Annotated in this window: 10 protein-coding genes, 14 tRNA genes and 4 rRNA genes; 4 read left to right on the forward strand and 24 right to left on the reverse strand. The window is 47.0% G+C overall.

Annotated features, from left to right (window positions below; translation table 11 throughout):
- The first annotated feature begins 99 nt into the window (after positions 1–99).
- Positions 100–531 (forward strand): helix-turn-helix domain-containing protein, encoded by a 432-nt coding sequence (locus NSS82_RS31700; protein ID WP_076129758.1) that lies wholly within the window; start codon positions 100–102, stop codon positions 529–531.
- Positions 532–559: 28 nt separating this feature from the next.
- Positions 560–973, forward strand: a complete 414-nt coding sequence (locus NSS82_RS31705) for an ImmA/IrrE family metallo-endopeptidase (RefSeq protein ID WP_076273181.1) — start codon at positions 560–562, stop codon at positions 971–973.
- A gap of 100 nt (positions 974–1,073) precedes the next feature.
- Here NSS82_RS31705 and NSS82_RS31710 read toward each other — a convergent pair.
- The 20 genes from NSS82_RS31710 to NSS82_RS31805 all read right to left on the reverse strand — a co-directional run bounded on the left by NSS82_RS31710 (position 1,074) and on the right by NSS82_RS31805 (position 8,907).
- Positions 1,074–1,147 (reverse strand) — tRNA-Pro (locus tag NSS82_RS31710).
- Between the two features lie 14 nt (positions 1,148–1,161).
- Positions 1,162–1,235: transfer RNA gene (locus tag NSS82_RS31715), tRNA-Gly, on the reverse strand.
- Between the two features lie 11 nt (positions 1,236–1,246).
- A tRNA-Pro gene (locus NSS82_RS31720) sits at positions 1,247–1,320 on the reverse strand.
- Positions 1,321–1,352: 32 nt separating this feature from the next.
- Positions 1,353–1,429: transfer RNA gene (locus tag NSS82_RS31725), tRNA-Arg, on the reverse strand.
- 7 nt (positions 1,430–1,436) lie between these two features.
- Positions 1,437–1,511 (reverse strand) — tRNA-Gly (locus NSS82_RS31730).
- Positions 1,512–1,517: 6 nt separating this feature from the next.
- A tRNA-Leu gene (locus tag NSS82_RS31735) sits at positions 1,518–1,601 on the reverse strand.
- Positions 1,602–1,617: 16 nt separating this feature from the next.
- Positions 1,618–1,690 (reverse strand) — tRNA-Lys (locus NSS82_RS31740).
- Positions 1,691–1,695: 5 nt separating this feature from the next.
- Positions 1,696–1,770: transfer RNA gene (locus NSS82_RS31745), tRNA-Gln, on the reverse strand.
- 43 nt (positions 1,771–1,813) lie between these two features.
- Positions 1,814–1,889 (reverse strand) — tRNA-Val (locus tag NSS82_RS31750).
- Between the two features lie 40 nt (positions 1,890–1,929).
- Positions 1,930–2,004: transfer RNA gene (locus NSS82_RS31755), tRNA-Glu, on the reverse strand.
- A gap of 11 nt (positions 2,005–2,015) precedes the next feature.
- A tRNA-Thr gene (locus NSS82_RS31760) sits at positions 2,016–2,091 on the reverse strand.
- Position 2,092: 1 nt separating this feature from the next.
- Positions 2,093–2,168 (reverse strand) — tRNA-Asn (locus NSS82_RS31765).
- 6 nt (positions 2,169–2,174) lie between these two features.
- A 5S ribosomal RNA gene (rrf, locus tag NSS82_RS31770) occupies positions 2,175–2,291 on the reverse strand.
- Between the two features lie 74 nt (positions 2,292–2,365).
- Positions 2,366–5,291 (reverse strand): 23S ribosomal RNA (locus tag NSS82_RS31775).
- Positions 5,292–5,430: 139 nt separating this feature from the next.
- A tRNA-Ala gene (locus tag NSS82_RS31780) sits at positions 5,431–5,506 on the reverse strand.
- Positions 5,507–5,532: 26 nt separating this feature from the next.
- Positions 5,533–5,609, reverse strand: a tRNA-Ile gene (locus NSS82_RS31785).
- A 46-nt stretch (positions 5,610–5,655) separates the two neighbouring features.
- Positions 5,656–5,772: ribosomal RNA gene (gene rrf / locus NSS82_RS31790) — 5S ribosomal RNA — on the reverse strand.
- Positions 5,773–5,896: 124 nt separating this feature from the next.
- Positions 5,897–7,454: ribosomal RNA gene (locus NSS82_RS31795) — 16S ribosomal RNA — on the reverse strand.
- The 16S, 23S and 5S rRNA genes sit together here with 14 tRNA genes alongside, the layout of an rRNA operon.
- A gap of 358 nt (positions 7,455–7,812) precedes the next feature.
- On the reverse strand, positions 7,813–8,043 hold the full coding sequence (locus tag NSS82_RS31800) for a hypothetical protein (protein WP_036680631.1): 231 nt from the start codon (positions 8,041–8,043) through the stop codon (positions 7,813–7,815).
- Between the two features lie 252 nt (positions 8,044–8,295).
- Positions 8,296–8,907 (reverse strand): stage II sporulation protein M, encoded by a 612-nt coding sequence (locus NSS82_RS31805; protein WP_036680630.1) that lies wholly within the window; start codon positions 8,905–8,907, stop codon positions 8,296–8,298.
- 108 nt (positions 8,908–9,015) lie between these two features.
- Here NSS82_RS31805 and pdaB point away from each other — a divergent pair, with 108 nt between their 5' ends.
- The gene (gene pdaB / locus NSS82_RS31810; protein ID WP_036680629.1) at positions 9,016–9,819 is read left to right on the forward strand and encodes a polysaccharide deacetylase family sporulation protein PdaB; all 804 of its coding nucleotides are present in this window, start codon (positions 9,016–9,018) and stop codon (positions 9,817–9,819) included.
- Positions 9,820–9,869: 50 nt separating this feature from the next.
- On the opposite strand, the gene NSS82_RS31815 is transcribed toward pdaB, so the two are convergent.
- Both NSS82_RS31815 and NSS82_RS31820 read right to left on the reverse strand, forming a co-directional pair.
- Entirely contained in the window at positions 9,870–10,691 is an 822-nt protein-coding gene (locus NSS82_RS31815; protein ID WP_052097348.1) for a PPK2 family polyphosphate kinase, read from the reverse strand.
- 243 nt (positions 10,692–10,934) lie between these two features.
- Positions 10,935–11,525 (reverse strand): KinB-signaling pathway activation protein, encoded by a 591-nt coding sequence (locus NSS82_RS31820; RefSeq protein WP_038574906.1) that lies wholly within the window; start codon positions 11,523–11,525, stop codon positions 10,935–10,937.
- A 131-nt stretch (positions 11,526–11,656) separates the two neighbouring features.
- On the opposite strand from NSS82_RS31820, the gene gerD reads away from it, so the two are divergent.
- Positions 11,657–12,343, forward strand: coding sequence for a spore germination lipoprotein GerD (gerD, locus tag NSS82_RS31825; RefSeq protein ID WP_036680627.1), 687 nt, complete (start codon positions 11,657–11,659; stop codon positions 12,341–12,343).
- Positions 12,344–12,402: 59 nt separating this feature from the next.
- Here gerD and NSS82_RS31830 read toward each other — a convergent pair whose 3' ends face one another.
- Complete coding sequence (locus NSS82_RS31830) at positions 12,403–13,512, reverse strand: Mrp/NBP35 family ATP-binding protein (RefSeq protein WP_036680625.1); 1,110 nt, start codon at positions 13,510–13,512, stop codon at positions 12,403–12,405.
- A 90-nt stretch (positions 13,513–13,602) separates the two neighbouring features.
- Complete coding sequence (gene cwlD, locus NSS82_RS31835) at positions 13,603–14,343, reverse strand: N-acetylmuramoyl-L-alanine amidase CwlD (protein WP_038573445.1); 741 nt, start codon at positions 14,341–14,343, stop codon at positions 13,603–13,605.
- Between the last annotated feature and the right edge of the window lie 16 nt (positions 14,344–14,359).

A 14,359-nucleotide genomic window follows, 5' to 3' on the forward strand; every position in this document is an offset into this window, starting at 1 on the left:
CTTGCCTTTTGGCAATAATATACGCTTTGTTGTTTACCTATTGGCAAAAATGGCTTATATTATTATCATAAGGTTACAGCCAATAAGGAGTGAGTTGAGATGAAACAGGAATTCGGGGATTATATGAAGCATCTTCGGGAAACAAAGGGACTCACCATTAATCAATTAGCAGTAGCTGCCGGAATCAGCGGTTCGCAAATTTCCCGGATTGAGAATGGATTAAGAGGGGTTCCTAAACCAACCACGTTACGCAAAATTGCTGAGGCCACTGGCGTCCCCTACGAGGAGCTAATGGATCAGGCAGGGTATTTGCAGGACCAGACTCTTTCAAGCGATGAGGCTGTCCCAGATTGGGCCACAAGCAAAGATAAAAGAGACTTTCGAAAAATGCTAGAGGATGATGGAGAACTGATGTTTGACGGGATTCCATTAGACAAAGAAGATAAACAGAGGATAAAAGATGTACTAACCGGATTGTTCTGGGAAGCCAAACAGATGAATAAGAGAAAAAAATCCAAAGACACTAAATAACTATACTAACATGCTGCAGGTGAAGAACATGGATGAACTGATCAATAGTCTGATTAAAAAATATAAAACCAACTGCCCGTTCGAGCTTGCCGCAGCACTAGGCATTCAAATTCGTTTCATGAACCTGGGGACTGGCACAAAGGGATTATATTATCGAAAACTAAGAAGAAGGTTTATCGTCATTCATAATGAGTTGCCTGTAGAATGGCAGCGCTTCGTTTGTGCGCATGAATTAGGGCATGATCGGCTTCACAAGGGGATCAATCGCTTTTTTCTGGAGGAAAGCTCCTATTTCGCTCCTGGGAAGCTTGAACGTCAAGCTAATGTCTTTGCTGTAAAATTACTTTCTTCGGGCAGAAGCCCCGAACAAGAGGAATCATGGAGAAACTATTATCTACGGATTGGAATTCCACCGGAAGTCCGATTTTTTTTGGAGGAATAATAGAACATACGTTCTTAGGCTGTATTTATATGTTTATTCAATACATAACAAAAAAGCCCTTACCGAAGTAAGAGCTTTTGAGCAGCGATTAAGCTGAGTATCGGGATGACACGATTTGAACATGCGACCCCCTGGTCCCAAACCAGGTGCTCTACCAAGCTGAGCTACATCCCGTTACTATAAAATTATGGAGCGGGTGATGGGAATCGAACCCACGCTATCAGCTTGGAAGGCTGAAGTTCTACCATTGAACTACACCCGCAAAGGTGAAAATCGGGATGACACGATTTGAACATGCGACCCCCTGGTCCCAAACCAGGTGCTCTACCAAGCTGAGCTACATCCCGTTATAAATACTATAATTGCTTAATAATAAAAATGGCGCGCCCTGAGAGATTCGAACTCCCGGCCTTTTGATTCGTAGTCAAACGCTCTATCCAGCTGAGCTAAGGGCGCAAAATTATGGAGCGGACGACGGGAATCGAACCCGCGACCCTCGCCTTGGCAAGGCGATGCTCTACCGCTGAGCCACGTCCGCAATAAGTGGTGCGCGTGAAGGGACTTGAACCCCCACGTCGTGAAACGCCAGATCCTAAGTCTGGTGCGTCTGCCATTCCGCCACACGCGCATGATAATAATAAAAGTGAGCCATGAAGGACTCGAACCTTCGACACCCTGATTAAAAGTCAGGTGCTCTACCAACTGAGCTAATGGCTCGCACTTGGCTGGGGATATAGGATTCGAACCTATGAGTGACGGAGTCAAAGTCCGTTGCCTTACCGCTTGGCTAATCCCCATTGATGGTACCTCTATGTTGCCCATAATCTCTTAGGAAGATTATGGTGGAGGCTGAGGGGATCGAACCCCCGACCCTCTGCTTGTAAGGCAGATGCTCTCCCAGCTGAGCTAAGCCTCCATATCTATGGGACCCTCTAAGGGTAAGTACAAGTAAAAGTTGGTGACCCGTATGGGATTCGAACCCATGTTACCTCCGTGAAAGGGAGGTGTCTTAACCCCTTGACCAACGGGCCTTGCAAATCTGTGGAGCTCTCAACCGGATTCGAACCGGTGACCTCTTCCTTACCATGGAAGCACTCTACCTGCTGAGCTATGAGAGCATGGCTCCCCGAACAGGACTCGAACCTGTGACAACTCGATTAACAGTCGAGTGCTCTACCAACTGAGCTATCAGGGAATATCCGCTTGGCAACGTCCTACTCTCCCAGGACCCTTCGGTCCAAGTACCATCGGCGCTGGAGGGCTTAACGGTCGTGTTCGGGATGGGTACGTGTGGAACCCCTCCGCTATCGCCACCAAACGGGCATTTACAGCGTAAATGCTCAGGCTTAATCGCCTGAAAACTGAATCCGAAACGAATCTGCATTCTAAGTATAGGATAAGCCCTCGACCGATTAGTATTGGTCAGCTCCATGCATTGCTGCACTTCCACCTCCAACCTATCTACCTCGTCGTCTTCAAGGGGTCTTACTAATTGGGAAATCTCATCTTGAGGGGGGCTTCACGCTTAGATGCTTTCAGCGCTTATCCCGTCCGTACGTAGCTACCCAGCCATGCTCCTGGCGGAACAACTGGTGCACCAGCGGTACGTCCATCCCGGTCCTCTCGTACTAAGGACAGCTCCTCTCAAATTTCCTGCGCCCACGACAGATAGGGACCGAACTGTCTCACGACGTTCTGAACCCAGCTCGCGTACCGCTTTAATGGGCGAACAGCCCAACCCTTGGGACCTACTTCAGCCCCAGGATGCGATGAGCCGACATCGAGGTGCCAAACCTCCCCGTCGATGTGGACTCTTGGGGGAGATAAGCCTGTTATCCCCAGGGTAGCTTTTATCCGTTGAGCGATGGCCCTTCCATGCGGTACCACCGGATCACTAAGTCCGACTTTCGTCCCTGCTCGACTTGTAGGTCTCGCAGTCAAGCTCCCTTATGCCTTTGCACTCTGCGAATGATTTCCAACCATTCTGAGGGAACCTTGGAACGCCTCCGTTACTCTTTAGGAGGCGACCGCCCCAGTCAAACTGCCCGCCTGACACGGTCCCCGTACCCGATTAGGGCACTAGGTTAGAACCTAGATACGATCAGGGTGGTATCCCAACGGCGCCTCCACCGAAGCTTGCGCTCCGATTTCTACGGCTCCCACCTATCCTGTACAGATCGTACCCAAATTCAATATCAAGCTGCAGTAAAGCTCCATGGGGTCTTTCCGTCTTGTCGCGGGTAACCTGCATCTTCACAGGTATTAAAATTTCACCGGATCTCTCGTTGAGACAGCGCCCAAGTCGTTACGCCATTCGTGCGGGTCAGAATTTACCTGACAAGGAATTTCGCTACCTTAGGACCGTTATAGTTACGGCCGCCGTTTACTGGGGCTTCGGTTCATAGCTTCGGGTTACCCCTAACCACTCCCCTTAACCTTCCAGCACCGGGCAGGCGTCAGCCCGTATACTTCGCCTTGCGGCTTCGCACAGACCTGTGTTTTTGCTAAACAGTCGCTTGGGCCTTTTCACTGCGGCCCCCTCGTGCTATTCACACTACCGGGGCACCCCTTCTCCCGAAGTTACGGGGTCATTTTGCCGAGTTCCTTAACGAGAGTTCTTCCGCGCGCCTTAGAATTCTCTTCTCGCCTACCTGTGTCGGTTTGCGGTACGGGCACCTTCTCCTGGCTAGAGGCTTTTCTTGGCAGTGTGAGATCATGACCTTCGCTACTATAATTTTCGCTCCCCATCACAGCCTAGCCTTAATGATGTGCGGATTTGCCTACACATCAGCCTCACTGCTTAGACGGACATCCATCAGTCCGCGTCACTACCCTCCTGCGTCACCCCATCGCTCATAGCGGATTACGGTGGTACAGTAATTTCAAACTGTTGTCCTTCGACTACGCCTTTCGGCCTCGCCTTAGGTCCCGACTTACCCTGAGCGGACGAGCCTTCCTCAGGAAACCTTGGGCTTTCGGCGGATCAGATTCTCACTGATCTTTTCGTTACTCATACCGGCATTCTCACTTGTGTAGTGTCCAGCGCTCTTTTCAGTACACCTTCAACCCCTACACAACGCTCCCCTACCCCAGATACATAGTATCTAGCCATAGCTTCGGTGGTGTGTTTAGCCCCGTTACATTTTCGGCGCAGAGTCACTCGACCAGTGAGCTATTACGCACTCTTTCAATGGTGGCTGCTTCTAAGCCAACATCCTGGTTGTCTGTGCAACTCCACATCCTTTCCCACTTAACACACACTTGGGGACCTTAGCTGATGGTCTGGGCTGTTTCCCTTTTGACAATGGATCTTAGCACTCACTGTCTGACTCCCGGCAATAAGTATATGGCATTCGGAGTTTGACTGAGCTTGGTAATCCTTGCGGACCCCGCACCCAATCAGTGCTCTACCTCCACTACTCTTATACCGAGGCTAGCCCTAAAGCTATTTCGGGGAGAACCAGCTATCTCCGAGTTCGATTGGAATTTCTCCGCTACCCCCACCTCATCCCCGCACTTTTCAACGTACGTGGGTTCGGGCCTCCAGTGCGTGTTACCGCACCTTCACCCTGGACAGGGGTAGATCACACGGTTTCGGGTCTACGTCCACATACTCAATCGCCCTATTCAGACTCGCTTTCGCTGCGGCTCCACCTTCTCGGCTTAACCTTGCATGTTAAACGTAACTCGCCGGTTCATTCTACAAAAGGCACGCCATCACCCATAGATCGGGCTCTGACTTTTTGTAAGCACACGGTTTCAGGTTCTATTTCACTCCCCTTCCGGGGTGCTTTTCACCTTTCCCTCACGGTACTGTTTCACTATCGGTCGCCAGGTAGTATTTAGCCTTAGCAGATGGTCCTGCTGGATTCATACGGGGTTTCACGTGCCCCGCACTACTCGGGATCCGTCTCGGAGAGAACACAGTTTAGGTTACAGGGCTTTTACCTCTATCGCGGGCCTTTCCAGACCTCTTCACCTACCATATTCCTTTGTAACTCCATGTGAGACGTCCCACAACCCCTAAGAGCAAGCTCTTAGGTTTAGGCTGTTCCGCGTTCGCTCGCCGCTACTGACGGAATCACTATTGTTTTCTCTTCCTCAGGGTACTTAGATGTTTCAGTTCCCCTGGTCTGCCTCTACATTTCCTATGTATTCAGAAATGAGTAACTGCGAATTACCACAGCTGGGTTTCCCCATTCGGACACCCCCGGATCAAAGCTTGCTTACAGCTCCCCGAGGCAGTTTCGTTGTTCGCCACGTCCTTCGTCGGCTCCTGGCGCCTAGGCATCCTCCGTGTGCTCTTATTAGCTTAACCTTGATTCTTCCGAAGAAAAATCTCACTAATAACATTTACTTGTTTACACAAGTTGCTAAAAGATGTTCTAAAACGCAAATTCGTTTCGGTATCCAGTTTTCAAGGATCAAGTTAAAAAAGTTATTCATTTAAAAATTTATGGTGGAGCCAAGCGGGATCGAACCGCTGACCTCCTGCTTGCAAGGCAGGCGCTCTCCCAGCTGAGCTATGGCCCCATAAAATTACTCTATATAATGTTATATGGTGGGCCTTGGTGGACTCGAACCACCGACCTCACCCTTATCAGAGGTGCGCTCTAACCAACTGAGCTAAAAGCCCATATAACATATATAACATTGTGAATCAACCAATGAATTGGTTGTCCGCTTGGCAACGTCCTACTCTCCCAGGACCCTTCGGTCCAAGTACCATCGGCGCTGGAGGGCTTAACGGTCGTGTTCGGGATGGGTACGTGTGGAACCCCTCCGCTATCGCCACCAAACGCATGCGAAAGAGACTTGCTCTTTCAAAACTGAACACGAGTGAGTATTCGAACCCGAAGGTTCTATTATGGAAGTTAAACTTCCGATTTGAATGTCTTCATTGCAGAAGACGATTCTCCATAGAAAGGAGGTGATCCAGCCGCACCTTCCGATACGGCTACCTTGTTACGACTTCACCCCAATCATCTACCCCACCTTCGGCGGCTGGCTCCCTTGCGGGTTACCCCACCGACTTCGGGTGTTGTAAACTCTCGTGGTGTGACGGGCGGTGTGTACAAGACCCGGGAACGTATTCACCGCGGCATGCTGATCCGCGATTACTAGCAATTCCGACTTCATGCAGGCGAGTTGCAGCCTGCAATCCGAACTGAGACCGGCTTTGATGGGATTGGCTCCACCTCGCGGCTTCGCTTCCCGTTGTACCGGCCATTGTAGTACGTGTGTAGCCCAGGTCATAAGGGGCATGATGATTTGACGTCATCCCCACCTTCCTCCGGTTTGTCACCGGCAGTCACTCTAGAGTGCCCAGCATTACCTGCTGGCAACTAAAGTTAAGGGTTGCGCTCGTTGCGGGACTTAACCCAACATCTCACGACACGAGCTGACGACAACCATGCACCACCTGTCTCCTCTGTCCCGAAGGCCGCTGCTATCTCTAGCAGATTCAGAGGGATGTCAAGACCTGGTAAGGTTCTTCGCGTTGCTTCGAATTAAACCACATACTCCACTGCTTGTGCGGGTCCCCGTCAATTCCTTTGAGTTTCAGTCTTGCGACCGTACTCCCCAGGCGGAGTGCTTACTGTGTTAACTTCGGCACCAAGGGTATCGAAACCCCTAACACCTAGCACTCATCGTTTACGGCGTGGACTACCAGGGTATCTAATCCTGTTTGCTCCCCACGCTTTCGCGCCTCAGCGTCAGTTACAGCCCAGAAAGTCGCCTTCGCCACTGGTGTTCCTCCACATATCTACGCATTTCACCGCTACACGTGGAATTCCACTTTCCTCTTCTGTACTCAAGCCACCCAGTTTCCAGTGCGACCTCAGGTTGAGCCCAAGGTTTAAACACCAGACTTAAATAGCCGCCTGCGCGCGCTTTACGCCCAATAATTCCGGACAACGCTTGCCCCCTACGTATTACCGCGGCTGCTGGCACGTAGTTAGCCGGGGCTTTCTTCTCAGGTACCGTCACTCCGGTAGCAGTTACTCTACCGGACGTTCTTCCCTGGCAACAGAGCTTTACGATCCGAAAACCTTCATCACTCACGCGGCGTTGCTCCGTCAGGCTTTCGCCCATTGCGGAAGATTCCCTACTGCTGCCTCCCGTAGGAGTCTGGGCCGTGTCTCAGTCCCAGTGTGGCCGTTCACCCTCTCAGGTCGGCTACGCATCGTCGCCTTGGTGGGCCGTTACCCCACCAACTAGCTAATGCGCCGCAGGCCCATCCCTCAGTGACAGATTGCTCCGTCTTTCATTCTTCTCTCAGGAGAAAAAAGAAATTATCCGGTATTAGCTACCGTTTCCGGTAGTTATCCCAGTCTGAAGGGCAGGTTGCCTACGTGTTACTCACCCGTCCGCCGCTAAGTTATTTTGAAAGCAAGCTTTCAAAATAACTCCGCTCGACTTGCATGTATTAGGCACGCCGCCAGCGTTCGTCCTGAGCCAGGATCAAACTCTCCAATTAGTATTGAAAAGAGCGATATGCTCATTTTGAAACATCTGACGAGAAAATTAATTCTCTAATTTGGATTTCACTTACGTGATTTCCCACTCACTCGTTGTTCAGTTTTCAAAGATCAATGTCTCTCATTTCGTCGTCGTTGTTTATCAGCGGCGACCTTTATAATATATCACAGTGTTAAGCTGTTTGGCAAGTCTTTTTTTTGAAAAATCTTTTTTTCAATTTTTCTTGCCTTCCGCTTCCCTTTTACACAAGCAAAAGGAGCGCGAGATATAATTTATCATGAGCACTCCTTTTTAGTCAAGCTATTTTATTAAATAATCTGAAAACTTTATAAAACTGTAGCAATTCTCGTATATCTTCAGTGTTTATACTGAGAAGAACGCCCACCCCATGCATACTTGGAAAGCTCTTTCTGAGGAGCGAAGCGAGCATACATCCGGAATACAGTCTTATATCTATTAGCGATGGCGTGCCTGATATTTTGGTCCAAGCGCTGATCACTCAAATCTAACAGCATCTCATCTAGTTCTTTTCTCAAAACATAATCCAGTTCCTTGCATTCCTTTTCGTTAAACAACATTCCCAACATATGCTTGGCCTCCTTCATGAAGTTGCAATTAACACCTTCTCTAAACCCCCAAAACCTTTTTGCATAATCAGTAAGTACATCTCATGGAGAAAGCTGCCTTAAGATCCTCTTACACTAGATTAACCGGAGTCCTCTTTTTATAACCATAATTATTAAAAATTCCCTTTATGGTTTCGTCTCGATTATATACTCCTTACCTTTAGGCAATCCTTGGATGAACGCCCTTAATGTTATGCTCTATTCCCGGAAGTTTTATGATAAAAGTGAAAAAGTAATTGTACTTTCAATAATGGCTGCAACAAATAACAGGATTACAGTCCATATGGAAGCCGTAAGTGTTTGACGCATGAATGCAGACCAGTCTGCGCTTCTCTCCTCTTTTCTATCTGTAGATCGAAATAAACTTGAAATCACTTTCCCGCCAAAATGCAGTCCAAAGGCACAAGCGATAATGATTGCCGGAATCTCTATAATCCCGTGTGGCAGCAATCCTTTTACGATTAAATCGAACAAATCCTGCCCTTGCAGTGCGGATAAATGTATCAAGTAGCCAATTACCGCTCCGTTTATAAATAAGAATATAGCTGGCAATATGCCGAACAACGCTCCCAGGAAAATAATAACCACTCCCTTGATGGCGTTATTCAGAAATATAAATACAAAGAAGTTCCATTGCGGATTAGAGGTATCTCTTAAGTTCCCACTGATCTCACTTAGCCCTTCCAATTGCTGAACCAATAGTTTTTCCAGACTACTTGTCGCTACCCAGCCAACAACCGCTCCTATTACGAAGAGCAGACAGGATAGCAGCAAAGCCTTGCGGATCGATTTAATATCTTTAACAAACGTGAAGAACGACAACATAAATACCTCCTGAAATTGTGATCTCTGTTTCTTAGGTCATAACCGTGCGGTACGAGCATACATTTAGAACAAACAAGCATTTCGCATGGGAGAGGAGCGCTGTCATTAATGAATTCTTTTTATGTATTCAGCGGCAAAAAGATCAAAAGGTTCATCTATATCTTCGCCGCTGTGCTTCTTGCTGCTGGAGTTGTCTATGTCGAGAGGGGTAATATCACCGTTTTTTCTGAAGCTGGACCTTCTGCCATTTACAGTGTGCCAACAGAGAAGAAGCTGATTGCCCTAACCTTCGATATTAGCTGGGGGGAAAAGAGACCCGAACCAATTTTGAAGGTACTTGAAGACAAGAAAGTGGACAAAGCCACCTTCTTCCTATCGTCACCATGGAGTAAGACTCACCCGGATATTGTAACAAGCATTAAAAACGCAGGATTCGAAATTGGCAGCCATGGCCATAAACACGTCAATTACAGCACTCTAAGTAACGAAGAGATTCGCACTCAGATCACAACGGCTCACACTGTGCTTACAGAATTAACCGGTAAAGAACCAAATTTAATTCGTATGCCTAATGGTGATTTTGACAAAAGAGTTCTGCAAGTGGCCAATGATCTTGGTTACAAAGTCATCCAGTGGGACACAGACTCTCTAGACTGGAAGAACATAGGTGTAGACAATATCGTGAAGCGTGTAACGACTAAAGCACATCCTGGTGATATCGTTCTACTACATGCCAGTGATTCCTGCAAACAAACTCACGAAGCTCTTCCGCAAATTATCGATGAGCTCCGCAGACAAGGTTATGAATTCGTTACCGTCTCTGAGCTGATCAGCCAAAGCAACGCAGAGGGTAAAGAGGTTCGTGACTCAGCCTCACTAAATAGTGCCTTAGAGGATGCTGCCGGGCTGTAACATTCCTCCCAATCTTAGGTACCGCAATAGATGTTGGTCTTATCCAAATATTAATGACGCGGGGAAATGAGCTCCGATATGTCGGGTGTGGGGGTATTCAGCTTCGGATAGCTCAGATCCAGACTCTCCAGTGTCTTTACAACGATGGATAAGGCCAAATAGTTGCGGTACCATTGATGATTGGCTGGTATCCAGTACCAGGGTGCTTTATCAATACTAGACTCCTTAAAAACATCTACATATGCCTCTTGGTAATCATCCCAAAACTCCCGCTCCTGTAGATCACTTGCGTCGAATTTCCAGTGTTTTTTGGGATCTTCAAGCCGTTCTTTGATTTTCTTAAGCTGCTTTTCTTTTGAAATATGCAGAAAAAGCTTGATAATTGTCGTTCCCTCTTCCACCAGCATCTCCTCAAACTGCCGTATGTAACGAAAGCGGCGCTTCAAGTCATCCTTTTTCAGTCCCCCATGTACCCGCGGTACCAATACATCTTCATAGTGTGAGCGGTTAAATGCAGAGATGTAGCCTTTAGGGGGTGTCTTTTGATGCACTCTCCATAAGAAATCGTGAGCTTCTTCCTCCAGAGAAGGTTTCTTGAAGCTGGTCACTATAAAGCCTTGTGGATTGATCCCTGAAAAAATGTGTTTAACCGTTCCATCCTTACCGCTGGAATCCATCCCTTGCAGAATTACTAGCAGTGAATGCTTTTTCTGTGCAAAAAGAATATCTTGAAGTTCTGCCAACCGTTCCTTTAACTGCTCTGTTTTGGCTTCTGCTTCTTTTTTTGATTTAAAATTACCTGTATCGTCCGGGTCCAGCTTGTTAAGCTGGATTTCATTTGTGTCTTTTATCATATAGCGCTTGATGTCCATATATTCCCCTCCTGAAAGTTTTGTGAGCGATGCTACGCTTTGTATTACTACGTACAAAACTCGCTTCGGAAGCATCTACTTAGTTTTGTGAGCGTTGCTACACACAAAGAATCCGCTCTATTGTTCTTTAAGATTAACCTCCTCCAGCGGATTTTAATCGTTAGGATACATTCTAGAGCAAAAAACCCCGTCTTCTGAAGGCCAGAGCACGGGGTTCATGATTTGCTGAATTCGCCCCAGCCTTTATCCGGCTGCCGGCTTGAGAATACGGTGAAGCATCAAAATTTGGAATGCATTACAGGCGATGAGCGGAACAACAATAAACACTGTCGCACTATCAACACCTATACGGAGCACGCCGATAATTTCCACAATTGAAATAGCTGTCATAAAAAAGAGGGTGGGAATCCAAGCTGAGATGTTTGTACTTTTCACTTTGAAATAAGACACAATAATGGCAGCTAACAAAATAAAGATTCCTAATATTAGATCAGACAAGACACTTCTTTCCCCGCCAACGACGGTACGCAAAAAAATCAGTTCAAGCAATGCGAGCACAGAAAGAACCAGTTGTATGTATTTCCAAATTTTTGGTGGGAAAACACCATTGCCCATGTAATTCAAAATTAGATAAGCAAAAAAACCAAGTTGCGCATAAACACTGACAAGCATACCGTAGCCGAATAGTATCAGCGGGTATAAAAAGAAATCAGCGACACTTTTGAAATCAATTCGACCGTTCACGAATTGCAGTGCCAGACCTGCGATTACTGCTCCACCCGCTCCTATTAGAAGGGTTGTCCAAAATAAATAAAACCATTTTTTTATACTCAGCCACTTCACCTCCCCTATGTCAGATTTATTTTACCAAGGATACCGACAAAACACCATTACATCAGCAACATAAATGTGTGTTAATGCGGCATAATACAACTGGAGAATCCTAATAAAGGAGGGCAGCGCCAATGAAATGGAGATTTATCGGATCTGTGGGTTTGGCTTTAAGCTTTGTTATGGCCTTAACGGCTTGCGGAAGTGAGCAGAGCAGTTCTTCTTCTGGTCAGGGCAGTTATAAAGAAATGAAGACCATGGTTATTGATATATTAAAAAGTGAAGATGGAAAAAAAGCAGTTGAGGAATCATTATCAAATTCCAGTTCTGGAGGCACCAGCGGAATGAGTATGAAAATGATGCCACTTCAAACAACAGAGGATATAAAAACCGCTGTTAAAGATACCCTCACTGCACCGGAATATCAAAAGGAAATCGAGAAAATTATGACTGATCCCAAGTTCGCAGGCGATTTTGCTAAAGCCATTCAATCACAAAGCAAAGAATTGCACCTGCAACTAATTAAAGATCCCACATATCAAAAATCCGTCGAAGAAATCATGAAGTCTCCAGAAATGATGACCATGTTTCTTAATCTAACCAAAACACCTGACTACCGAAAGCAATCCATGAAGACCATCCAGGAATCTATGCAGACTCCATTATTCCGGATGGAGGTATTGAATTTACTTAAAAAGGTCGTTCAGGACGAGCTCGAACCAAAGGAACAGAAAAAGGGCGGCGAAAGCGGCGATAAACAGGAAGGCAGCGGCAGCGGTGGTGAAAGTGGCAGCGGTAGCGGCGATGATTCAAGCACATAACAAAAAAGAGGCCTTATCCCACCTAACAAAGTGGGACGGCCTCTTTTTATGCACAATAATTAGTGCTCATATTTCGCAATCAGCTTTTCGGCGATATCAGCAAACAACAAGGCAGTTGGTGTGTCTTCCTTGTATACAGAAGGTGAGAAATCCGGTTCAGAAATATGGTTGTCCGGTGCGCCCAATGGAACTTGTGCAAGCAGCTCCGTATGGAGTGTCTCCGCAAGCCGCGCGCCTCCACCTCTGCCAAAAATATAATCTTTTTTACCACAGTCTTTACACTCATAATAAGCCATGTTCTCAATGACTCCAATAATCTCATGTTCTGTCTGCAGAGCCATAGAGCCCGCTCTAGCCGCCACAAACGCTGCGGTAGCATGAGGGGTCGTAACAATAATCTCTTTGCTGTGAGGGAGCATCTGATGTACGTCAAGCGCCACATCACCTGTACCTGGAGGAAGATCAAGCAGCATATAATCAAGTTCTCCCCAGCCCACATCACCAAAGAATTGGCGCAGCATTTTGCCAAGCATAGGTCCCCGCCAAATTACCGGACTATTCTCACGGATAAAGAAGCCCATAGACATGACCTTCACTCCGAAACGTTCCACAGGAATAATGATTCCCTCTTCTACAACGGGGCCCTCTTCGATTCCCATCATATCAGGGATGCTAAACCCATAAATGTCCGCATCAATCAATCCAACCTTTTTACCTTTTCTAGCCAGAGCTACTGCCAAATTCACAGTAACCGTAGACTTTCCAACCCCGCCTTTACCACTGGCAATGGCGATAAAGTTAACACCAGAGTTCTCATTGATTAATTCATGATCGTCAAGGCCTGCTGCATGTCCCTTAAGTTTCCCCGGTTCATCAGCCAATGGCTCTTCCCCAGCACTCTCTCCGCGAAGCAGAGCACGTTCATAATCGGTTGCATCACGCAGCCGGATATGTACATTAGTGACTCCACCCGCTTCAAGCAACTCACGAACCTGTTGTTCTAGGTCCATGCGACTTTGCTCTTCAGGATCCAGACATACGATTGACAAAGAAATACGATCTTCTTTAATCATAATGTCACGGATCAGCTGTAGTTCCACAAGGCTTTTTCCGGTTTCCGGGTCTGTTAATGACTGCAGTATTTCCTGGATATGTTCCCTAGTCAGCATGGAAAGCACCTCTGTTTCCTTTCCGGAGGAGAATTCTTCCGGAGTTTTTGTCTATTATAGCATTACCCATCTCCTGATGAGTAGTCCCGGCTACTCGGAAGCATAACGAAGAATGCCACGATATATGCTAGTCGCTACCTTGCGTTGATAAACATCATCTCCGAGCAGAACTGATTCCTGAGGGTGCGACAAGAAACCGACCTCTACAAGGATCGCAGGTATTTTTAATGCTTTTAATAGATAAACAGTATTTACAGTCTTAGCTACACGATCAGTATTTTCCAGGGTAGTCTTCAGCTCACTCTGTACAAACTCTGCTATAGCTTTATTATCCTTGTGATTGGGATAGTAAAAGGTCTGCGCCCCGCTCCACCGGTTCGAAGGCACACTGTTCATATGAACGCTTATAAAAAGATCTGCGCCCTTCTCTTCAATGCTTCTTACTCTTTGCTTAAGATCTTCAGTCTTGCGCTTAGAATAGCCCTTAGTGCCCTCCTGAGCTAAATCATAATCCCCTTCACGGGTCATCACAACAATAGCCCCTGCCTGTTGCAGGTAATCACGTAAATAAAGAGAGACCGCAAGATTAATGTCTTTCTCAATTAGCCCTTCCCGGCTAACTGCCCCTCCATCTGCTCCCCCATGTCCAGCGTCGATAGCGATCACTTTACCAGACAAAGGAAGACTCCAATAATTTAACGTTTTGGCAGTAGGCATGTCATACGCTATAATGCCGATCATTATAGCCAGCAGTGTCGCGCCCAGCATACATTTTTTGATACTGCTCCATGAGATCCAGACCGAGACTTTACTGTGTTTTCGGCCAGACATAACAAAGACCCCCTCG

The sequence above is a fragment of the Paenibacillus sp. FSL H7-0735 genome (assembly GCF_038008505.1).
Classification (GTDB): Bacteria; Bacillota; Bacilli; order Paenibacillales; family Paenibacillaceae; genus Paenibacillus_AQ; species Paenibacillus_AQ odorifer.

Bases quoted from the DNA above. Each gene is read 5' to 3' on its own strand.
- NSS82_RS31700 (WP_076129758.1), top strand. From the start codon at position 100: ATGAAACAGGAATTCGGGGATTATATGAAGCATCTTCGGGAAACAAAG.
- NSS82_RS31705 (WP_076273181.1), top strand. From the start codon at position 560: ATGGATGAACTGATCAATAGTCTGATTAAAAAATATAAAACCAACTGC.
- NSS82_RS31800 (WP_036680631.1), bottom strand. From the start codon at position 8,043: ATGTTGGGAATGTTGTTTAACGAAAAGGAATGCAAGGAACTGGATTAT.
- NSS82_RS31805 (WP_036680630.1), bottom strand. From the start codon at position 8,907: ATGTTGTCGTTCTTCACGTTTGTTAAAGATATTAAATCGATCCGCAAG.
- pdaB (WP_036680629.1), top strand. From the start codon at position 9,016: ATGAATTCTTTTTATGTATTCAGCGGCAAAAAGATCAAAAGGTTCATC.
- NSS82_RS31815 (WP_052097348.1), bottom strand. From the start codon at position 10,691: ATGGACATCAAGCGCTATATGATAAAAGACACAAATGAAATCCAGCTT.
- gerD (WP_036680627.1), top strand. From the start codon at position 11,657: ATGAAATGGAGATTTATCGGATCTGTGGGTTTGGCTTTAAGCTTTGTT.
- NSS82_RS31830 (WP_036680625.1), bottom strand. From the start codon at position 13,512: ATGCTGACTAGGGAACATATCCAGGAAATACTGCAGTCATTAACAGAC.
- cwlD (WP_038573445.1), bottom strand. From the start codon at position 14,343: ATGTCTGGCCGAAAACACAGTAAAGTCTCGGTCTGGATCTCATGGAGC.